Here is a 20,166-nt window from a genome sequence, read left to right on the forward strand (position 1 = left end):
CCCGTGGCCCGGCGAACCGAATGGCCGGGCGACAGCGCCGACTCGTCGAGGGCCGAGAAGGAGCTGTCGCCCCAGGATCCGGCGGAGCGGGCGCGGGCGATCTGTCTGCGCCTGCTCACCGGGACTCCGCGCACTCGCAAGCAGTTGGCGGATGCGCTGCACAAGCGGGAGATCCCCGCGGAAGTGGCCGAGGGGGTCCTCTCCCGCTTCGAGGACGTGGGACTGATCAACGACGCGGCTTTCGCGGACGCGTGGGTGGAGTCCCGGCACCACGGCCGGGGCTTGGCCCGGCGCGCTCTGGCGCGGGAGCTGCGCACCAAGGGGGTGGACTCGGCCCTGATCGACGAGGCGGTAGGTCAGCTCGACTCCGACCAGGAGGAGGAGACCGCGCGCGAACTGGTCGCGCGCAAACTCCGCTCGACCCGGGGCCTGGACCGCGACCGCCGACTGCGCCGCCTTGCGGGCATGCTCGCCCGCAAGGGCTACCCGGAGGGCATGGCGCTGAGGGTGGTCCGCCGGGCGCTCGAGGAAGAGGGCGAGGACGTGGGGGACTTGCCGGGGGACGGGGGCTTCTAGACCGCGCCCGGGCCGACACGAGACGGGCCGACGTGAGACGCGGCTGAACGTGCGCCTCGGCCTGGCTCGGCACTCACGACACCGGTCTCGCCGACGCACCCCGGCGCACCGGGACGACGAGACCCGCCGTGCGCGCACTGCGCGGGCTCTGTCGCGCAGTCTCACGTCCGCCGTGGGCACCGCTGGCGCGCTCAGCCGGGCGCCGGGGCGGCCGGTGCTCACCGGGGCCCGGGCGTGCGAGCTCCGGCTCGCGGTCGCCGTGCGCCCGGCTCGTGCGCGCCGACTGCCTGCTCCGGCAGAGGTCGAGTCCACTGCTGCTGCTGCTGCGCGCAGCCGGGCGGGCGGCCATGCCCGCCGCAGGCTCCGGCGCCAGGGGACGCTGCGGCTCCTGTGGGCGCCGGCGCTCCGCGACCCGCACCACGCTCGCCCCCCGTCAGCGTTCGACCGGCAGTCCCGCTGACTTCCAGGCCTGGAAGCCTCCCACCAGGTCCGTCGCGCGGTGGAGGCCCAGCTGGCGCAGGGACACCGCCGCCAGCGACGAGGCGTAGCCCTCGTTGCAAATGACCACGACCCGCAGGTCGTGGCTGACCGCCTCCCGGGCGCGGTGGCTGCCCTGAGGGTCCAGCCGCCATTCGAGTTCGTTGCGCTCCACGACCAGCGCGCCCGGGATCAACCCGTCCCGCTCGCGCAGCGCGGCATAGCGGATGTCCACCAGCAGCGCGCCCTCCGCGGCCGCGTCGAAGGCCTCCTTCGGGTCGACCCGGTCCAGGTCCTCGCGTACCCGCTCGAGAAGCTCGTCTATGCCGAGATGCCCGCTCACTGCCAGTCCTCCGGACGTTCGACCTGCTCAAGACGGAGCACCGCGCCGGACCGGCTGAAGCGCCGGAGCAGCGGCAGCGGCGGATAGTACGCATGGACCGAGACCGCATGTTCGGTTGTCGATTCGTTGAGCACCTCGTGCACATGGTGCTTCCCGAAGGACCGGCTCTTGCCCACCCCCAACTGCCGCTCGCGGTCGACCCCTTCGTTCAGCTCCAGGGTCTTCCAGCCGCTCGCGGGCAGCCGCACGGTGAGGGAGTTCTCCTTCAGCTCGCCCGTGGCCGTGGCGAACGCGCCGTGCGATTCGGCGTGGTCGTGCCAGCCGGTGCCCGTGCCCGGCGGCCAGCCGATCAGCCAGGCCTCACTGCCGCCAGGGCCTTCGAGCCGTACCCACGTACGGCCCTCGGGATCGAGCGGGAGCGATGCGATGAGTTCGGCGTCGGCGGCAGAGCGCCGCACGAAGTCGAGCAGTTCGGCGGCGGTCGGCGCCGCAGCCTCCGTACGTACGGAGGCGGAAACAGGGTGGGACACGGATACCGTCCTGGAAGTTCGCTGAAGGGCGCGCAGGCCGGGCAGGCCACAGCGCGAGGGGAGGCGAATTCAGCAGGACGGACGACACACGCAGCCCGCATAGCGGACGAGGTCCATATGGACCCTCCGCCACAGGCGCACATCGGTGTCGGTCACGCTCCGGAGTACATCATGCGGGCCCTCGAGGGTCAATTGATGTCCGCTGTACGGTCACTGCGTTCCGCTGACGGGGTCCCACCGCGCGCCGCGTCCGCCGCCGAGTACAACTCCGCAGGCCGCACCCCCGCGAACGAGGCCACGAGATGACCGTCCGGCCGCACCAGCAGCACGGTGTGCGCCGAAGCACCGGGGTAGCTCTCCGTGACCAGCAGCTCAGCCCGCACCGGCAGCGCGGTGACCGCCGCCGCCAGCCGCGGCATCACGCCCGCGCTCACCCAGTGCCGCCGGTCCCACACTCCCGTGCCCGGAGCGACCAGGACCACGAGCAGCTGCCCCTGCCCGAGCCGGTCCCGCAGCCGTGCGCTCGTCCCGTCCGGTGTGGTGACCCGTACATCCGCGACCGGTGCGCCCGCCTCCGTACCGACGAATGTCTGCGAAGGGGCGTATCCGGGTGCGAGCGGGGAGTGCGTGTAAACGGGGGGCGCGCCCAGCGGGCCGTGCCCCAGATGGCCGTCGGTGAGCAGGGCGTCGTGCCCGCGCGCGGCACCCGGGAGGTACGTACGCAGCGCGCTGCCGCCGCGCAGTATCGGCAGCGACTGGTCCGCCGCGCGCAGCCGGGCGGCGACTGCGGCCCGCCGCTCCGCCTGGTAGCTGTCGAGCAACGGCTCGGACGGGCCGTGGTGCCAGGCGTGCGCCAGCTTCCACGCCAGGTTGTCCGCGTCCCGCAGCCCTTCGTCGAGCCCCTGCGTGCCGAGCGCCCCCAGCAGATGCGCGGCGTCGCCCGCGAGGAAGGCCCGGTCCACCCGCCAGCGCCGTGCGAGCCTGTGATGCAGCGTGTAGACGCCGGTGTCGATGAGCTCGTACGGAGGTGTCTGGCCGCACCAGCCGGCGAGCGTGTCCCGTACACGCGCCACCAGGGCGTCGGGGGTGACCAGTTCCCCGCGCGGCGGCAGCAGCCAGTCCAGCCGCCAGACGCCGTCCTGCAGCGGCCGGGCCGTGACCTCGGCATCGCCCGTGCGCCACGGCGGCTGGCGGTGCAGCAATGCCTCGTCCGGCCAGGGAAGTTCGGCGCGCAGGGCGGCGACGGCATGCCGCTCCACCGCGGTGCGGCCCGGAAAGCGGATGCCGAGGAGCTTGCGGACCGTCGACCTGGCCCCGTCGCATCCGACCAGGTGACTGCCGCGCCACCAGGTCGCCCCGGGCCCGCGGGTGTGCACGCTGATCCCGCGTTCGTCCTGCTCCAGTGAGTCCATGCGGCTGTCGGTGACAAGTCGGATCAGTGGCTGCGCGGCGACCGCGTCCCGCAGGCCACGTGCGAGGGAGTGCTGGGGGATGTGCAGCGGCGCGGGCGCGCCCTCGTCGCCGAACGAGAGCTGCCGTACGTCCTGCCGCCGTCGCATCGAGCGCCAGCCGACCCAGCGGGCTCCTTCGTCACGGACAGTGGTGCAGCCGAGCCGCTCCACCATCGAGGTGACGTCGGGGCGCAGGACGACCGTGCGGGCGGGACGCAGCTCGTCCTTGCCGGCGCCCTCGTCGAGCACGACGGAGGGGACGCCCTGCTGGGCGAGGGCGAGCGAGAGCGAGAGCCCGACGGGGCCCGCGCCGACGATGATCACCGGGTCCACGGCGTGACTCCTCGGCCCCGAAGGGTCGTACGGAAAGATTCGGTCGGAGCCCGGTGCGCGATCACAGAACGTATGCAACCCACTGCGGGTGCCCCCGTCAAGCGACGGAGGCAGCGGCGCCGCGCGCCGCTGCCTCCGTTAGCCCGGGAACCTTACGGTCACACGCCGGCGCCTCCGGCGCCCGACTTGAAGTCACCGCCCACCGAGATCGGGGCCGCGTCCTCAACGGTTGTGGCGCCCAGTACCGCGCCCGTGCTCTTCTTGGCGCGTCGCAGCCTGCCCTCCAGCCAGCTCGCGAACGAGGTCAGCGTGAAGTTCACCGCGATGTAGATCAGGGCGATGACGGTGAAACACGCGATGGTGTTCGCGCCGTAGTTGGCGCTCATCGGACGAGCCGATGCCAGCAGTTCGGAGTAGGTCAGCACCGCGCCGCCGAGGGCGGTGTCCTTCACGATGACCACGATCTGACTGACGATGGCGGGCAGCATGGCGGTCACCGACTGCGGCAGCAGCACGTACCGCATCGTCTGGCCCTTGCGCATACCGATCGCCTTGGCCGCGTCGGTCTGGCCCTGGGGAAGGGACAGGATTCCGGCCCGTACGATCTCGGCGAGCACCGAGGCGTTGTAGAGAACGAGACCGGTGACCACGGCGTACAGGGGCCGCTGGTCGGCACTGATGCCCTCGAACTTGGAGTACGCCGCGTTCGCGAAGATCATCAGGACCAGTACCGGGATGGCGCGGAAGAACTCCACGACGATGCCGGACGGCATGCGCACCCACAGGTGATCGGAGAGCCGGCCGATGCCGAACAGTGCTCCGAGGGGCAGTGCGATCACCAGGGCGAGGCCCGCGGCGATGAGCGTGTTCTCAAGCCCCGGCCAGATGTATGTCTCCCAGGGCTGGGAGTCGGTGAAGAACGGCTTCCACTTGACCCAGTCGAGCTGGTGCTTGGAGTTGAGGCTGTCGTAGACCCACCACAGCACGCCCGCGAGAGCGAGCAGGAACAGCACCGTGTACAGGACGTTGCGCTGTTTGGCGCGCGTTCCCTGGGCGTCATAGAGAACGGATGTCATCGCTTCACCGCCACCTTCTTGCTCACCCAGCCGAGGATCAGCCCGGTCGGGAGGGTGAGGCAGATGAATCCGAACGCGAAGACGGCGGCGATCAGCATGAGTTGGGCCTCGGCCTCGATCATGGTCTTCATCAGGTTCGCGGCCTCGAGAACACCGATCGCGGCGGCCACCGTGGTGTTCTTGGTCAGCGCGATGAGCACATTGGCCAGCGGATTGACAACCGAGCGGAAGGCCTGCGGGAGGATGATCAGCCGCAGCACCTGGGTGAAGCTCAGACCCAGGGCGCGCGCCGCCTCCGCCTGGCCGACGGGCACCGTGTTGATGCCGGAGCGCAGCGCCTCGCACACGAAGGCCGAGGTGTACGCGATCAGGCCGAGCACCGCCAGCCTGAAGTTGATCGTCTTGAAGTCCTCCGCGCCGAGGGTGACGCTCAGCGTCTGGAACAGGCCCAGCGAGGTGAAGAGGATGATGACGGTCAGGGGGATGTTCCGGACCACGTTCACGTAGGTGGTACCGAAACCGCGCATCAGGGGGACCGGGCTGACCCGCATTCCGGCCAACAGCGTTCCCCATATCAGGGAACCGAGGGCGGAGTAGACGGCGAGTTGCACCGTCACCCAGAAGGCCCCCAGTAGGTCGTAATCTTGAGAAAAGTCGAACACGATCTCCCGCGCTTCCGCGTGTGGCGTGTGGAAAGGGCCGGCGCGCCGCCCGCATGGCGGCGCGCCTCGTCAGCCCTGCTGCACTACTTGACGATGTTGCCGATCTTCGGCGCGGGCTCGTTCTTGTAGTTCGCCGGGCCGAAGTTGGCCTTCACGAACTTCTCCCAGGAGCCGTCGGAGACCATCTTGGTCAGGGCTGCGTCGATCTTCTTCTTGAGATCGGCGTCGCCCTTCTTGAGGCCGATGCCGTAGTTCTCGTTGCTCATCTTGAAGCCGGCCAGCTTGAACTTGCCCTTGAACTGCTCCTGCGCGGCGAAGCCGGCGAGGATCGAGTCGTCGGTGGTCAGTGCGTCGATGACCTTGTTCTCCAGGCCGGTGAGGCACTCGGAGTAGCCGCCGTACTCCTGCAGCTGGGCCTTCGGCGCGAGCTTCTCCTTGACGTTCGTCGCGGAGGTCGAGCCGGTGACCGAGCACAGCTTCTTGTTGTTCAGGTCCGCGGGGGACTTGAAGTCGTTGTCGTCGGCGCGGACCAGGATGTCCTGGTGTGCCAGCAGGTACGGGCCCGCGAAGTCGACCTTTGCCAGGCGCTTGTCGTTGATCGAGTAGGAGGCGGCGATGAACTTGACGTCACCGCGCTCGATCGCCGTCTCGCGGTCGGCGCTCTTCGTCTCCTTGAAGGTGATGTCCTTGGCGTCGTAGCCGAGCTCCTTGGCGATGTACGTGGCGACGTCGACGTCGAAGCCGGTGTACTTGCCGTCGGGCGTCTTCAGGCCGATGCCCGGCTGGTCGATCTTGATGCCGATCGTGATCTTCTTGCCGCCCCCGCCCCCGCCGGCCGAGTCGCTGTCCTTGTCGTTGGAGCCACAGGCCGTGGCGGCCAGGGCGAGCGCGAGCACAGCGGCCGAAGCGGCGGTGACCTTGCGAAGCTTCATGGTGACTTCCCTAGAGTTGACGCGATGTAAGTGATCAGCTGGTCTGGGACTCAGTGGTGCAGGATCTTCGACAGGAAGTCCTTGGCCCGGTCGCTGCGCGGGTTGCTGAAGAACTCGTCGGGCGTGGCCTCTTCGACGATCTTGCCGTCGGCCATGAACACGACCCGGTTGGCGGCGGACCGCGCGAAGCCCATCTCGTGGGTGACGACGACCATCGTCATCCCGTCCTGGGCCAGCTGCTGCATGACCTCGAGCACCTCGTTGATCATCTCGGGGTCGAGCGCGGACGTGGGCTCGTCGAAGAGCATGACCTTGGGGTCCATGGCCAACGCCCGTGCGATCGCGACGCGTTGCTGCTGACCGCCGGAGAGCTGAGCCGGGTACTTGTCGGCCTGCGATCCGACGCCCACCCGGTCGAGCAGGGCGCGAGCCTTCTCCTCGGCCTTCTTCTTCTCCGCCTTGCGGACTTTGAGCTGGCCCAGCATCACGTTCTCGAGCACCGTCTTGTGCGCGAAGAGATTGAACGACTGGAAGACCATGCCGACGTCGGCGCGCAGCCGGGCGAGCTCCTTGCCCTCCTGGGGCAGCGGCTTCCCGTCGATCGAGATGGCTCCGGAATCGATCGTCTCCAGGCGGTTGATGGTGCGGCACAGCGTGGACTTGCCGGACCCGGAGGGCCCGATCACGACTACGACCTCGCCGCGGGCGATGGTCAGGTCGATGTCCTGGAGCACATGCAGCGCGCCGAAGTGCTTGTTGACGTTGCTCAGCACGACCAGGTCGCCCGCGGTGGGTACGGCGTCCTCGGCGCCCTTGGTCACTGAAACTCCGCTCATCGGCTTCTTGCTCCGTCCTCCTCGGTTGGGAGGACGTTAATGACGCGGTGCGACCAGTGTCATTACATCTGAGCGGAAATTGAGCATAACGATCCGGCTGCAACCGGACACTATGTGTGAACGGGGAGGTGATCGGCGTACCGGGTGGGTAACGGAAACGGGCATGTAACGGGAAGCCCCTTGACTGTCCCTGCGGGCATAGGTCTTGTTGCCCTGGTACATCGGGCAACCATGCCCCGATACTGCACACGGCCGCCATACTGCACACGACCCGAGACAGTGCAGACGGCCGGGATACTGCACATGACGACCGCACGACCGGAGGGGGGCCATGAGACTGCTGCTCGTCGAGGACGACGACCATGTGGCAGCCGCCCTGTCCGCGGTGCTCGCGAAGCACGGCTTCGAGGTGGTGCACGCCCGCAACGGCGAGGAGGCGCTGCACGCCGTGCTGCCCGCCTCGCATCCCGCCAAGCCGGCGTTCGGGGTCGTACTGCTGGATCTGGGGCTGCCGGACCAGGACGGCTACCAGGTGTGCGGCAAGATACGGAAGCTCACCGCGACGCCTGTGATCATGGTGACCGCGCGGGCCGACGTTCGCTCCCGCATACACGGGCTCAACCTCGGCGCCGACGACTATGTCGTCAAGCCGTACGACACCGGGGAGCTGCTGGCCCGCATCCACGCTGTCAGCCGGCGCACCGCGAGCGGCGACGAGGCCGGCGCGAGCGCCGCCGAAAATGCGCTGCGGCTCGGCCCGGTCACCGTGGAACTGTCCACCCGGCGCGTCAGCGTCGACGGCGCGACGGTGCAGCTGACCCGCAAGGAGTTCGACCTGTTGGCGCTGCTCGCGCAGCGGCCGGGTGTGGTGTTCCGCCGGGAGCAGATCATCAGTGAGGTGTGGCGCACCAGTTGGGAAGGGACCGGCCGCACGCTCGAGGTTCATGTGGCGTCCCTGCGTTCCAAGCTCAGGATGCCCACCCTGATCGAGACCGTGCGCGGCGTCGGCTACCGGCTCGTCGCCCCCGCGGGCGCGTAGGACCCGTACACCCCGGTGCGTACCCGACTTCTTCCGCTGCTCATCGTCCTCATGGCGGGCGTGCTGCTCGCGCTCGGCTTTCCGCTCGCCGTGAGCCTGGCTGCCGCACAGCAGCAGCGGGTCGTCGTCGACCGGATAGATGACACTGTCCGCTTTGCGGCACTTGCCCAATTTGCTACGGAAAGCTCGCGACTGGACGAGAGACTTCCCACGCTCCAGGAGCAGCTCAACCGCTACTACGCCACGTACGGCATCAGGGCGGGCGTCTACTACCGCGACGGCGATGCCATGGCGCGCGCCCCCGAGAACAGTTGGTTCGTGACCGAAGAGGGAGTGGGGCGCGAGGCATTCGAAGAGGCGCTGTCGGGGCGGCGCAGCCAGGACCCGCCACAGGTCTGGCCGTGGCAGCAGGGCGCCCGGCTGGTCGTCGCCTCGCCGGTGGTACGGGACGGGGACGTTGTCGCCGTCGTGTTCACCGACTCGCCCACGGGCCAGCTGCGCTCGCGCGTACTGCGGGGCTGGCTGCTGATCGCGGCCGGTGAGAGCGCGGCGATGCTGCTCGCCGTCGGCGCCGCCATCCGCCTCACGGGCTGGGTGCTGCGGCCTGTACGGATCCTGGACGCGGTCACGCACGACATCGCGACCGGGCAGATGAACTCACGCGTCGCGGCGGCCGGCGGCCCGCCGGAACTCAGACGCCTGGCCCGCTCGTTCAACGAGATGGCCGACAACGTCGAAGAAAGCCTGGAACAGCAGCGGGCGTTCGTCGCCGACGCCTCCCACCAGCTGCGCAACCCACTGGCCGCGCTGCTGCTCCGTATCGAACTCCTCGCACTCGAACTGCCCGACGGGAACGAGGAGATCGCCTCGGTCCGCACCGAGGGCAAGCGCCTCGCCCGGGTGCTCGACGACCTGCTGGACCTGGCGCTGGCCGAGCACGCCTCCGCCGCTCTCCACCTGACCGACATCGGCGAGCTGGCCGCCGAGCGGGTCGCCGCCTGGCGTCCCCTCGCCGACGAAAAAGGCGTCCGGTTGACCGAGAACGGCGCCGCGGTCACCGCCTGGGCCGACCCGGTCGCGCTCTCCAGCGCCCTCGACGCGGTGATCGACAACGCCCTCAAGTTCACTCCGCAGGGCGAGGAGGTCACCGTCTCGGTCGCTTCCAACGGCGATACGTCCACCATCGTGATCACCGACCGCGGGCCCGGCCTGACCGACGAGGAGCTGGCCCGCATCGGCGACCGCTTCTGGCGCAGCGGGCGCCACCAGAACGTCAAGGGCTCGGGCCTCGGGCTGTCCATCTCGCGAGCCCTGCTGGCGGCGGGGGGCGGCACGATCGCGTATGAGCATCACGACCCGCGCGGCCTGAAGGTGACGGTGACGGTCCCACGTACGTCGCCCACGGCCTGAGCAAGCGGTACGTCGCTGCAGACTGGGCGGATGTCGCCTACGGCCTGAGCATGAGCGAGCGGTACGTCGCTGCGGACTGACTGGGCGGATGTCGCCTACGGCTTGACCGAGCGGTAGTAGCGCGTCGCGCCTTCGTGCAGCGGCAGCGGATCCGTGTAGAGAGCGGTACGCCCGTCGACCAGCTGGGCCGGGTGCACGGTATTGCCGATCCGGTCGCGGCTCCTGATCACCGTACGGGTGAAGCCCTCGGTCATCTCCGGATCCGTCCGATCGGTGGTGACCAGAAGATTCGCCACGGCCACGGTCGGCACGGTCACTCCGTTCTGCGCCTCCAGATAAGCGTCGGCGGGCATCACGGCCGAGCGGTAGTAGCTGGTCGCCGGGCCGGCGGCGTGCAGCTTCTCGACGAGATCGGCCTCAAGCGGCACCAACCGGATCTGGAAGCGCTCCGAAAGCTCCTCCACGGCGGCCGTGGGCAGTCCGCCCGACCAGAAGAACGCGTCGAGATCGCCCGCCTCCAGCCGCCCCGGCACGGTGTCGATACCGGCCGGGAGCGGGGTGATGTCCCGCTTCGGGTCGATCCCCGCGGCCTTCAGCAGCCGCTCGGCGATCAGCCGTACGCCGGATCCCTCCTGTCCGATGCCCACCCGCTTGTGGCGCAGATCGCGGACCGAAAGCACCGGCGAGCCGCGGGGGACGATCAGGTGCACATAGTCGTCATACAGCCGGGCACAGCCGCGCAGATGCGTGGCGCCGGGCTTGTTGTCCCGCTTGTACTTGGCGACCGCGTCGGCCGTGGCGATGGTGAAGTCGGCCTTGCCCGTGGCCACCCGCGCGAGATTCTGCTGCGAGCCCTCACTGGTTTGCAGATCTATCGTCACGTCCGGCATGTCACGGGCGAGTGCGTCCTTCAGCAGGACGCCGTACCGCTGGTAGACGCCGTTCTGCGACCCGGTGCTGAAGGTCAGATCCCCGTGCGGCGTCGGCTCTCCGAACGGCAGCAGCCACCACAGCAGCAGCCCGAGCACCGTGAGCGCGACCGCGGAGCCCTGGAGGGCGCGGCGGCGGCTGATGCGGAAAAGGGCCGGGAACATAGCGGCGATCCTGCCAGCTCACTCCCCGTAATGGCCAGGGCCCTCATCCGGCGGTCAGCAGCCCTGCCGCGAGCCGGCCCGCCCCTGCATGAAGATGAGCGCCACCAGTGCCAGTCCGGCCACGGCACCGGCAAGCTGGGCGCCGATGAAGCCCGGGACCGAGCCGGGCGCTATGCCGGCGAACGTGTCGGTGAACGCGCGGCCGATCGTCACCGCCGGGTTGGCGAACGAGGTGGACGACGTGAACCAGTAGGCGGCGCCGATGTAGGAGGCGACGGCGACCGGTGCGAAGCGCAGGCGGTCGGTGCGGGCCAGGCCGAAGATCAGCAGGATCAGGCCCGCCGTGGCCACGACTTCGCCCAGGAGCAGGTTCCCGGCCGAGCGGTCATGAGTGGACCACTTCACCAGAGGCTCGCCGAACATCGCGTCGGCCAGTACGGCGCCGGCGATCGCCCCCACGATCTGGGCGGGGACGTACACGACCGTCTCCCGCGCGGTGACGCCGGCGCCGCCACGGCGGGCGGTCCACCACTCTGCGAGGGTGACCGCGGGGTTGAAGTGCGCGCCGGAGACCGGGCAAAGCAGCGCGATCAGGACGCCGAGTCCGAAGACCGTGGCGAGGGAGTTGGCGAGGAGCTGGAGGCCGACATCCCGGGTCAGCTCGGTGGCTTGGATGCCGGACCCGACCACCACGGCGACCAGTGCGGCGGTGCCGACCAGCTCGGCCGCGCCGCGGGCGATCAACGGGGTACGGGGAGGTGGCGTCCGGCGCGGGCGCGGGCTCTGCGGATCTGGCTGACTCCGACGTGGTCTCGGTACCGGCGGGCGACGCGGCGCTCAACGGGACTCCTTCGTTCGGAGCAGCAGGACAACGTGATCAGGGGCAGGAGCGCTTGAGGTTCGCTTCGGCGGTGTTGCGCGCGGTCTCGGCCAGGTCGGAGAACTGACCGGCGAGCGCCCCGATGACCTCGGGCCTCAGCCGGTAGTACGTGAACCGTCCGCACGGCTCGGTCTCCACGACCCCAGCCTCGCGCAGCACCTTCAGGTGGTTGGAGAGGTTGGTCTGCTTGGCGCCCGTCTCCTCGACCAGATGCGTGGTGCAGAGCGTCTCGTGGGCGAGCAGGGTCACGATCCGGAGCCTGAGAGGGTCGGCCAGCACCCGGATCAGGTCAGTGTCGACTGACGTCATCATGGGCTGATACTGTCACATCATCCGGAGCTGATACCAGTCCGGGCTGAATAGCAGGGCCGTTGAAATCGCAGGGCTGTTGAAATCCCAGGACCGTTGAGCCTGACCCGCTTCACCGACCCGCTTCACGAAGGAAGAACCGATGTCCTCCACCCCGCTCGCCTCGGTCCTCTTCGTCTGCGTCCACAACGCCGGGCGCTCGCAGATGGCCGCCGGATTCCTCGCCCATCTCGCGGGCGACCGCGTCGAGGTGCGCTCCGCCGGCTCCCTGCCCGCCGACCAGGTCAACTCGGCCGCGGTCGAGGCGATGAAGGAGGTCGGCATCGACATCTCCGGCCAGGCGCCGAAGGTTCTGACCACCGAGGCTGTCCAGGCATCCGACTACGTCATCACCATGGGCTGCGGCGACGCGTGCCCGATCTTCCCCGGCAAGAAGTACGTCGACTGGGCCCTGGAAGACCCGGCGGGCAAGGGCGTCGAGTCCGTCCGGCCGATCCGCGACGAGATCAAGACCCGCATCGCGGCCCTGATCGCCGAAATCGACGCGAAGCCGGAGGCGTGACCCAGGGGGAGCGCGGCGATCCCGACAAGCGGAGAGCCCCTGCGGGATTCCTCCCGCAGGGGCTCTCGGTTGCGTTTCCGACGTCAGGCGACGGCACCCTCCCCGTGCGCCAGCGGCCATTCCTTGTTGAGGGAGCCCAGGGGGATGCGGTGCTGGAAGACGGGCGTTCCGAAGATGGACAGCTGCAGCTGCAGCCATCCCGTCAGATCAATCCCGCCGTAGATCTTCCAGGACCCCACGAGGGAGCCGGGCGTGGCAGCGGCGGAGGCTTCACCGCGTACGTACGGGGCGAGGTCGGCAGTGACACCGGCCACGCCGTACAGCCCGACCGTGGCCTCGGCGCCCATCGCGGCCTTCACCTTGCCGGCTGCGGTCACCTTCGCCCGTACCGGAGTGCTGGTCATGTCGGAGGTGCTGACCGGCTTCCAGCCGCCCGCCTTCGAATAGCTGCCGCCGATCCGGAAGTCGCCCTTGAGGTCCTGCCGGACGTCGACGGTGACGGCTCCGTCCGCGGCCACCTGGACGTACGCCGTGAGGTCGAGGTTCACGACAACCGGCACCGGCCCGACCTGGATCACGGGATCGGCATGCAGCTTGGCGAACGGGATACGCACCGGCTTGCCGCCCGCGACGGCCTTGCCCTTCAGCTCCCACCCCGAGGTCCAGTCACCGCTCAGTCCGAGGAAGGCGGCGTCGGGGGCGATGACGGAAGACCCGTCGTAGGAGAACTCGACCTCGGGCGCGAGCTGCACATAGCCCGCGACCGACGCCGCCCCCGACACGGGCACGCCCTCGGTGACCGGGAGCGGAACCGACGCTCCCAGATCGATCCGCAGGCTTCCGAGCGGCACTTTCGCGCCCTGGGGGCCGAAATGGACGTTCCCGGTCTTCGCCCAGGAGACCTTCACTCCCTGGACCAGGGGCTCCACGTCCACGGTCGCCGGGTCGACCGGGACTGTGCCCTGGGCCTTGTCGTCACCGAGCAGGGCGCCCAGCGTGGCCGGCTCGGTGCGGACCTCGGTGCCCTTCTTGGTCTCTCCCGCCACGTCGGTGACCTTGGCGAGCAGCCCGTCGGGAGCCCCGGGCGCGGGCCCGCTGGCGATGATGTCACCGACGGCGGGAGGTTCTCGGCGGGTGCGGTCGCCGAAGGCGCCTTTTCCGCAGTGGATATGACGGCCCGTCGACTGGTGCGGTCGTAGGAGGCCACCTTCAGCGGTGACTGCTCCGCCTTTCCGCCACTGCCCGCGCGGGCCAGGGCAGTGGGCTTTCCTTCGGGCACTCCCGCCACGGCGAGCTGCTGTGAGGGGCTGGGGTCCGCGGTCGCGACGGTGGTAGGACGAACTTCGGCGCCGGCGGCCGCGGGGGACGGAGCTTCGCCACCGGCCGAACAGCCGGTGGCGAGCAGAGAGATGGAAGCCAGAGTCACTAAGAGGACATGTCTGACCGGGGGCTTACGCACGTAGGAATCCTCGGGGCGTGTGGTGGGGGGTACGCGTCAAGGGTTGGGACTCGCGAGTACCAGCGAGTAACAACCGGCCGTACGATCCCACACGCATCGCAGTCGCCGCGGACGTTCCGTGAAATCGCGGGGGATGATCTACGCCACGTCGCCGTCCCGCCGCGGCAAGGCGCCGGAGGCCATCCGGATATCCCGCGCCGGGAGCCGGATCCTGCCGGCGGGCGCCAGGGCCAGGAGGTACTTCAGGTACCGCCTACCCTTATTGCATGAGCAGCAGTGACCGGAGCCAGGCCGTGGACGTCAATCGAACATATGAGGTGCGCACCTACGGGTGTCAGATGAACGTCCACGACTCCGAGCGGCTGTCGGGCCTGCTGGAGGACGCAGGCTATGTCCGCGCCCCCGAGGGCGCCGACGGTGACGCCGACGTCGTCGTCTTCAACACCTGCGCGGTGCGGGAGAACGCCGACAACAAGCTGTACGGCAACCTCGGCCGGCTCGCGCCGATGAAGTCCAAGCGGCCCGGGATGCAGATCGCCGTCGGCGGCTGCCTGGCCCAGAAGGACCGCGACACCATCGTCACCAAGGCGCCCTGGGTCGACGTCGTCTTCGGTACGCACAACATCGGCAAGCTCCCGGTGCTGCTGGAGCGCGCCCGGGTCCTGGAAGAGGCGCAGGTCGAGATCGCGGAGTCGCTGGAGGCCTTCCCCTCGACGTTGCCGACCCGCCGCGAGTCCGCGTACGCCGCATGGGTCTCCGTCTCGGTCGGCTGCAACAACACCTGCACCTTCTGTATCGTCCCGGCGCTGCGCGGCAAGGAGAAGGACCGGCGGCCCGGCGACATCCTGGCGGAGGTCGAGGCACTCGTCGCCGAGGGCGTCTGTGAGATCACCCTGCTCGGCCAGAACGTCAACGCGTACGGGTCCGACATCGGAGACCGCGAGGCCTTCAGCAAGCTGCTGCGCGCCTGCGGAAAGATCGACGGCCTGGAGCGGGTCCGCTTCACCTCGCCGCACCCCCGCGACTTCACGGACGACGTGATCGCGGCGATGGCCGAGACGCCGAACGTCATGCCGCAGCTGCACATGCCGCTCCAGTCCGGTTCGGACACGGTTCTGAAGGCGATGCGCCGCTCGTACCGGCAGGAGCGTTTCCTGGGGATCATCGAGAAGGTGCGCGCCGCGATTCCGGACGCGGCCATCTCCACCGACATCATCGTGGGCTTCCCCGGCGAGACCGAGGAGGACTTCGAGCAGACCATGCACACGGTGCGCGAGGCCCGCTTCGCGAACGCCTTCACCTTCCAGTACTCCAAGCGCCCCGGGACCCCGGCGGCGACCATGGACGGGCAGATCCCGAAGGAGATCGTGCAGGACCGCTATATGCGCCTGGTCGCTCTCCAGGAGGAGATCTCCTGGGAGGAGAACAAGAAGCAGGTCGGCCGGACCCTGGAGGTGATGGTCGCGGAGGGCGAGGGCCGCAAGGACGGTGCCACGCACCGGCTCTCCGGCCGCGCCCCCGACAACCGACTGGTGCACTTCAATCCGGGCTTGCGAGGATTGGATGAGCACAACGACAAGCACAGCACCAAGCCGGACGAGGAGGTGCGCCCGGGCGATGTGGTGACTGTCGGGATCACCTACGCCGCGCCGCACCATCTGCTCGCCGAGGGCGCCGCGATGTCCGTACGGAGGACCCGCGCGGGCGACGCGTGGGAGAAGCGGCACGCGGCCGAGGCCGCGAAGCCGGCCGGCGTGATGCTGGGGCTGCCGAAGATCGGCGTACCGGCGCCGCTGCCGGTGGCCGCGGCGCCGGGATGCGGCTGCGACTGACGGACGCGGTACGGGACGCGGTACGGGACCGATTCCGGCGGCTGAGCGGCCCGGGTGCGGCTACTGTTCACCCGCGTCGCGTGCGGCCGAGCGGCGAGTGAGCACGCGGAACGGCCGCCTCGTGAGCACGCACTAAGCTGCCGATCATGCTTGTCGCCGCCGCCGTGTGTCCCTGCCCGCCGTTGCTCGTTCCCGAGGTCGCCGCGGGTGCCGCGCCCGAACTGGACGCGGCGCGAAACGCGTGCGCCGACGCCCTCGGGGTGCTCGCCGCCGCCCGGCCGGATCTGCTCGTCGTGGTCGGCGCCGCCGACGAGCACGGCCGCGGCCCGCACGCCGCGGGCGCGACCGGTTCCTTCCACGGCTTCGGTGTCGACATCGACGTACGGCTGGGAGCGGGCGAGGGCCAGGAGCGGCCGCTGCCGCCTTCGCTGGCCGTCGGTGCCTGGCTGCTCACCCGCGCCCACTGGGCGGATGCCCCGGTGGAGGGCCTCGGCGTCGGTGAGACGCTCGCCGGTGAGCGCTGCCTGGCCGCCGGGCGCGAGCTCGGCGCCCGGGCTGAGCGGGTCGCGCTGCTGGTGATGGGCGACGGCAGCGCCTGCCGCACGCTGAAGGCCCCCGGCTATCTGGACGAGCGGGCGGCCGACTTCGACGAAGGGGTCGCCCGTGCCCTGGGCGCGGCCGACCTGGAGGCGCTCAAGGTGCTCGATGCGTCACTGGCGTACGAACTCAAGGCGGCGGGCCGCGCTCCCTGGCAGGTGCTCGCGGGGGCGGCTGAGGGCGCGGGCCTGGCCGGGCAGCTCCTCTACGAGGACGCGCCCTACGGCGTCGGCTATTTCGTCGCTGCCTGGTCCTAGCGGACCGGAACGCGGCACAACGGCGCGGATCGGATCGCAGCACGACGGTGCGGACCAAAAGCGCGTACGGCGGCGCACGGCCGCCGAACAGCGGTACAGCGGCGGACGGCCACGGAACCAGTCGTTCCGCGGCCGTCCGCCGGTGAATATCAGGAAGCCGGTGGCGAAGCCGGCGGCGTAGTGCCGTCGTCCTTCTTGGCGTCGTCCTTGTGGGCAATGCGGCCCAGGGCGTCCTTGGCCTTGCCGGTGCCAGACTCGATCTTGCCGCTGTACTTGCCCTTGGTCTTCTGGTCGACCGTTCTGGCGGCCTTCTCCAGACTGTGCTCAATCTTGTCCCCGTGCTGCTGCGCGAGGTCAGAGACCTTGTCCTTGGCCGGGGCGAGCTTGGCCTTCAATGTGTCCTTGAAGCCCATGGGCCACCTTCCCTTGTGGGGACTACTTGCGAGCGCCCTCGCCGGCTTCGTTGTCCGCCGCCTCATCGGCCGACTGCTGCTTCGGAATCTCCACGCCCTCGGCAGATGCGGTCTCGGCGACCGCGGCCTCCTCATCCCCGGTGGCCTCCTCCGCCGCGTCCTTCGACGCCTCGGCCTCGGAAGCGCCCTCAGCCGCGGGCTCGGCCGTCAGGGTGCCGGCTGTCGCCTCCTCGGTTGATGCCTGAGCGGTCGGCTTGGACCTAAGAAACCGTGCAAAAACACCCATATTTGCTCCATAGCGTACTCGTGTGGGCGAAGTTCCGCGCAGCCCGGAGCGTCCCATTGCGCCGCCCGCGAGCACCGGTCGGAAAACCGGCGTTCGGAACCTCGCAACAGGCAACGAACCCGTCCTTGTACCGTCACCTCGCTCGTTCGGGGACACGTCCGCGGGTTTGCGAGACTGGGGCAGTGAGAAGAGCAGCTCCCGCACCGCGGGTCATCGCCGTCGTCGGTCCCACTGCGGCCGGAAAGTCCGATCTGGGCGTCTTTCTCGCCCAGCGGCTGGGCGGCGAGGTCGTCAACGCCGACTCCATGCAGCTGTACCGGGGGATGGACATCGGCACCGCCAAGCTGACGACCGACGAGCGCGGCGGCATCCCGCACCAGCTGCTCGACATCTGGGACGTCACCGAGACGGCGAGCGTTGCCGAGTACCAGAAACTGGCCAGGGCGGAGATCGACCGTCTGCTCGCCGAAGGCCGTACGCCCGTTCTGGTCGGCGGCTCCGGGCTGTATGTACGCGGCGCCATCGACGCCCTCGAATTCCCCGGCACCGACCCCGCGATCCGTGCCCGGCTGGAGGAGGAACTCGCCGCGCACGGCTCCGGCGCCCTGCACGAGCGGCTCGCTGCCGCCGATCCCGAGGCCGGCCAGGCGATCCTGCCCAGCAACGGCCGACGCATCGTGAGGGCTCTCGAAGTCATCGAGATCACCGGCAGGCCCTTCACCGCCAACCTCCCCGGCCACGATGCCGTCTACGACACCGTCCAGATCGGCGTCGACGTGGCCCGCCCCGAGCTCGATGAGCGCATTGCCCTGCGTGTGGACCGAATGTGGGAGGCGGGCCTGGTGGACGAGGTGCGCACGCTGGAGGCGCAGGGGCTGCGCGAGGGGCGTACGGCCTCGCGCGCGCTCGGCTACCAGCAGGTGCTCACGGCGCTCGCGGGCGAGTGCACCGAACAGGAGGCGCGCGAAGAGACCGTCCGCGCCACCAAGCGCTTCGCGCGCCGGCAGGACTCCTGGTTCCGGCGGGACCCGCGCGTGCACTGGCTGAGCGGCGCTGCTGAGCACCGGTCGGAACTTCCGCATCAGGCGCTGGCGTTGGTCGAACGAGCGGTCACAGCCTGATCACGTGATTGCATCGGGACGCACTGCCCGTCATTTCGGCCGCCTGAGGCGTGCCATCATCGAGCATCGATCGACCTGGAGTCCGAGTTGGGAGGGCGCGTGGCGATGGAGGCCGGCTCTCGCGACAGAGAACAGGAACGGCGGGACGCAGCGGACAGCGCGTCCCGTCTGAGTCCCGATGGACCAGATGACCACGGCGTGATCCCGGACGAGGTGATCACGGACGAGGTCGAGGTCGAGCTGCGTCCACAGCGCAGGCTGCGGATCTGGCAGCTCGCCCCCATCGTGATGCTCGCCGCGGTCGGCTCCCTGATGTTCGCCTTCCCTCTCGCCTTCGGCACCGGGGACGGCGGAGCGGTCGTCGCCATGCTGGGACTGCTGATCAGCTGCTGCGCCGCGGGCTGGGGCGTCATGGCGGCCCGCCGAGTGGGCCACACCTGGCCGGGCCTGCCGCCGCGTGGTTCCGGCGAGCGCCCCGACTGGCGGGTCATCGCCCTTTACGTCGGCGTGGCCGTGGTGCCCGTCGCACTCGCGGTCTGGCGAGTGGCCCGGCTCCGCTGACGGTCCGGGCGCCGCTGTGCGCGGATGCCTGCCCCGGCGTCCGTGTCCGAGGATGTCCAGGACCAGGTACGCGGGCAGGTACGCGCGGTGTCCGATGCTCCTCGTACGATGGACGGCGTGAGCACCTCGCAGACCTCGCCGATCGCCTTCCTCAAGGGCCACGGGACCGAGAACGACTTCGTGATCGTCCCCGACCCGGACAACGTCATCGACCTGCCCGCCCCCACCGTCGCCGCGCTCTGCGACCGTCGGGCCGGCATCGGCGGCGACGGCCTGCTGCATGTCGTACGGTCCGGTGCGCACCCCGAGGCGCGCGCCATGGCCGACGAGGCCGAGTGGTTCATGGACTACCGCAACGCCGACGGTTCGATCGCCGAGATGTGCGGCAACGGCGTACGGGTCTTCGCCCGCTACCTGGAGCGTGCGGGCCTCGTCGAGGCGGGCGACCTGGCGGTGGCGACCCGCGGCGGCGTCAAGAAGGTGCACCTCGCCAAGACCGAGTCCGTCAGCGGTTCCGCCGCGGCGGACATCACGGTCTCGATGGGCCGCGCGCTGCTCCCCGAGGACGGCGTCACCGTCACCGTGGGCGGCCGCAGCTGGCCCGCGCTGAATGTGAACATGGGCAACCCCCACGCGGTCGCCTTCGTCGACGACCTGGACCACGCGGGCGACCTGTTCTCCGCGCCCTTCGTCAGCCCGTCGTCCGTCTATCCGGACGGGGTGAACGTCGAATTCCTCGTCGACCGGGGCGAGCGCCATGTCGCCATGCGCGTGCACGAGCGTGGCTCCGGCGAGACGCGCTCCTGCGGCACGGGCGCATGCGCCGTAGCCGTGGCGGCGGCCCGCAGGGACGGCGCCGACCCGGCGGTCACCGGTGTGCCCGTCACATACACCGTGGACCTTCCCGGCGGGCGTCTGGTGATCACCGAGCGGCCCGACGGCGAGATCGAGATGACCGGTCCCGCGGTGATCGTCGCCGAGGGGCACATCGACCCCGCGCTCATCGCTCCGGCCGACCCTCGCCGGCGCCTCGGTAGCCACTGCGCGTAGAGCGGCCTGCACAGACCGAAACCGAGATCGTATAGAGCTTCGCTCGAATGGGTGATCCCTTTCACGCTGAGCGAGAGCCG

At 69.8% G+C, this 20,166-nt stretch carries 22 protein-coding genes and 1 pseudogene; 9 read left to right on the forward strand and 14 right to left on the reverse strand.

What is annotated here, in order from left to right:
* Positions 1-3 precede the first annotated feature (3 nt).
* Positions 4-576, forward strand: a complete 573-nt coding sequence (gene recX, locus ACQEVG_RS28555; RefSeq protein ID WP_432988977.1) for a recombination regulator RecX — start codon at positions 4-6, stop codon at positions 574-576.
* 433 nt (positions 577-1,009) lie between these two features.
* Here the strand turns inward: recX and ACQEVG_RS28560 are convergent, their stop codons facing one another.
* From ACQEVG_RS28560 to ACQEVG_RS28595, 8 genes are all read right to left on the reverse strand, one after another.
* The gene (locus ACQEVG_RS28560; protein ID WP_432988980.1) at positions 1,010-1,396 is read right to left on the reverse strand and encodes a rhodanese-like domain-containing protein; all 387 of its coding nucleotides are present in this window, start codon (positions 1,394-1,396) and stop codon (positions 1,010-1,012) included.
* On the reverse strand, positions 1,393-1,926 hold the full coding sequence (locus tag ACQEVG_RS28565; protein WP_432988982.1) for a cysteine dioxygenase: 534 nt from the start codon (positions 1,924-1,926) through the stop codon (positions 1,393-1,395). Before ACQEVG_RS28565 ends, ACQEVG_RS28560 begins: the two co-directional genes overlap by 4 nt.
* Positions 1,927-1,995: 69 nt before the next feature.
* Complete coding sequence (locus ACQEVG_RS28570; protein WP_311605579.1) at positions 1,996-2,082, reverse strand: putative leader peptide; 87 nt, start codon at positions 2,080-2,082, stop codon at positions 1,996-1,998.
* A 32-nt stretch (positions 2,083-2,114) separates the two neighbouring features.
* Complete coding sequence (locus ACQEVG_RS28575; protein WP_432988984.1) at positions 2,115-3,710, reverse strand: FAD-dependent monooxygenase; 1,596 nt, start codon at positions 3,708-3,710, stop codon at positions 2,115-2,117.
* Between the two features lie 158 nt (positions 3,711-3,868).
* Complete coding sequence (locus tag ACQEVG_RS28580; RefSeq protein ID WP_432988987.1) at positions 3,869-4,786, reverse strand: amino acid ABC transporter permease; 918 nt, start codon at positions 4,784-4,786, stop codon at positions 3,869-3,871.
* On the reverse strand, positions 4,783-5,448 hold the full coding sequence (locus tag ACQEVG_RS28585) for an amino acid ABC transporter permease (RefSeq protein WP_432988989.1): 666 nt from the start codon (positions 5,446-5,448) through the stop codon (positions 4,783-4,785). The genes ACQEVG_RS28580 and ACQEVG_RS28585 overlap by 4 nt, the downstream gene beginning before the upstream one ends.
* A gap of 83 nt (positions 5,449-5,531) precedes the next feature.
* Complete coding sequence (locus ACQEVG_RS28590) at positions 5,532-6,380, reverse strand: glutamate ABC transporter substrate-binding protein (protein WP_432988991.1); 849 nt, start codon at positions 6,378-6,380, stop codon at positions 5,532-5,534.
* 50 nt (positions 6,381-6,430) lie between these two features.
* Entirely contained in the window at positions 6,431-7,216 is a 786-nt protein-coding gene (locus tag ACQEVG_RS28595) for an amino acid ABC transporter ATP-binding protein (protein ID WP_432988994.1), read from the reverse strand.
* A 331-nt stretch (positions 7,217-7,547) separates the two neighbouring features.
* Here ACQEVG_RS28595 and ACQEVG_RS28600 point away from each other — a divergent pair, with 331 nt between their 5' ends.
* Entirely contained in the window at positions 7,548-8,255 is a 708-nt protein-coding gene (locus ACQEVG_RS28600) for a response regulator transcription factor (RefSeq protein WP_432988996.1), read from the forward strand.
* Positions 8,256-8,270: 15 nt separating this feature from the next.
* Complete coding sequence (locus ACQEVG_RS28605; protein WP_432988998.1) at positions 8,271-9,665, forward strand: ATP-binding protein; 1,395 nt, start codon at positions 8,271-8,273, stop codon at positions 9,663-9,665.
* Between the two features lie 95 nt (positions 9,666-9,760).
* On the opposite strand, the gene ACQEVG_RS28610 is transcribed toward ACQEVG_RS28605, so the two are convergent.
* From ACQEVG_RS28610 to ACQEVG_RS28620, 3 genes and pseudogenes are all read right to left on the reverse strand, one after another.
* A complete protein-coding gene (locus ACQEVG_RS28610; RefSeq protein WP_432989000.1) occupies positions 9,761-10,759 on the reverse strand; it encodes a TAXI family TRAP transporter solute-binding subunit in 999 nt (332 codons plus the stop codon).
* 54 nt (positions 10,760-10,813) lie between these two features.
* A pseudogene (locus tag ACQEVG_RS28615) lies at positions 10,814-11,600 on the reverse strand (aquaporin).
* A 36-nt stretch (positions 11,601-11,636) separates the two neighbouring features.
* Complete coding sequence (locus ACQEVG_RS28620; protein WP_432989003.1) at positions 11,637-11,951, reverse strand: ArsR/SmtB family transcription factor; 315 nt, start codon at positions 11,949-11,951, stop codon at positions 11,637-11,639.
* A gap of 139 nt (positions 11,952-12,090) precedes the next feature.
* On the opposite strand from ACQEVG_RS28620, the gene ACQEVG_RS28625 reads away from it, so the two are divergent.
* A complete protein-coding gene (locus ACQEVG_RS28625; RefSeq protein ID WP_432989005.1) occupies positions 12,091-12,510 on the forward strand; it encodes an arsenate reductase ArsC in 420 nt (139 codons plus the stop codon).
* An 83-nt stretch (positions 12,511-12,593) separates the two neighbouring features.
* Here ACQEVG_RS28625 and ACQEVG_RS28630 read toward each other — a convergent pair whose 3' ends face one another.
* Complete coding sequence (locus tag ACQEVG_RS28630) at positions 12,594-13,556, reverse strand: hypothetical protein (protein ID WP_432989007.1); 963 nt, start codon at positions 13,554-13,556, stop codon at positions 12,594-12,596.
* Positions 13,557-14,235: 679 nt separating this feature from the next.
* Between ACQEVG_RS28630 and miaB the strand changes: the two genes are divergently transcribed.
* Positions 14,236-15,801: a tRNA (N6-isopentenyl adenosine(37)-C2)-methylthiotransferase MiaB gene (miaB, locus tag ACQEVG_RS28635; protein ID WP_432989009.1), complete on the forward strand. Its 1,566-nt coding sequence runs from the start codon at positions 14,236-14,238 to the stop codon at positions 15,799-15,801.
* Positions 15,802-15,947: 146 nt separating this feature from the next.
* Entirely contained in the window at positions 15,948-16,655 is a 708-nt protein-coding gene (locus ACQEVG_RS28640) for a class III extradiol dioxygenase subunit B-like domain-containing protein (protein WP_432989012.1), read from the forward strand.
* Positions 16,656-16,804: 149 nt separating this feature from the next.
* Here the strand turns inward: ACQEVG_RS28640 and ACQEVG_RS28645 are convergent, their stop codons facing one another.
* Together ACQEVG_RS28645 and ACQEVG_RS28650 are read right to left on the reverse strand one after the other, a co-directional pair.
* Positions 16,805-17,068, reverse strand: a complete 264-nt coding sequence (locus ACQEVG_RS28645) for an antitoxin (protein WP_432989014.1) — start codon at positions 17,066-17,068, stop codon at positions 16,805-16,807.
* Positions 17,069-17,090: 22 nt separating this feature from the next.
* Positions 17,091-17,354, reverse strand: coding sequence for a hypothetical protein (locus ACQEVG_RS28650; RefSeq protein ID WP_432989016.1), 264 nt, complete (start codon positions 17,352-17,354; stop codon positions 17,091-17,093).
* A 182-nt stretch (positions 17,355-17,536) separates the two neighbouring features.
* Here ACQEVG_RS28650 and miaA point away from each other — a divergent pair, with 182 nt between their 5' ends.
* The 3 genes from miaA to dapF all read left to right on the forward strand — a co-directional run bounded on the left by miaA (position 17,537) and on the right by dapF (position 20,086).
* On the forward strand, positions 17,537-18,475 hold the full coding sequence (gene miaA, locus ACQEVG_RS28655; RefSeq protein ID WP_432989018.1) for a tRNA (adenosine(37)-N6)-dimethylallyltransferase MiaA: 939 nt from the start codon (positions 17,537-17,539) through the stop codon (positions 18,473-18,475).
* A 105-nt stretch (positions 18,476-18,580) separates the two neighbouring features.
* Positions 18,581-19,036: a hypothetical protein gene (locus ACQEVG_RS28660; protein ID WP_432992979.1), complete on the forward strand. Its 456-nt coding sequence runs from the start codon at positions 18,581-18,583 to the stop codon at positions 19,034-19,036.
* Between the two features lie 108 nt (positions 19,037-19,144).
* Positions 19,145-20,086, forward strand: coding sequence for a diaminopimelate epimerase (dapF, locus tag ACQEVG_RS28665; protein ID WP_432992982.1), 942 nt, complete (start codon positions 19,145-19,147; stop codon positions 20,084-20,086).
* Positions 20,087-20,166: the final 80 nt, after the last annotated feature.

It is taken from the genome of Streptomyces sp. CA-135486, from assembly GCF_050936555.1.
GTDB lineage: Bacteria > Actinomycetota > Actinomycetes > Streptomycetales > Streptomycetaceae > Streptomyces.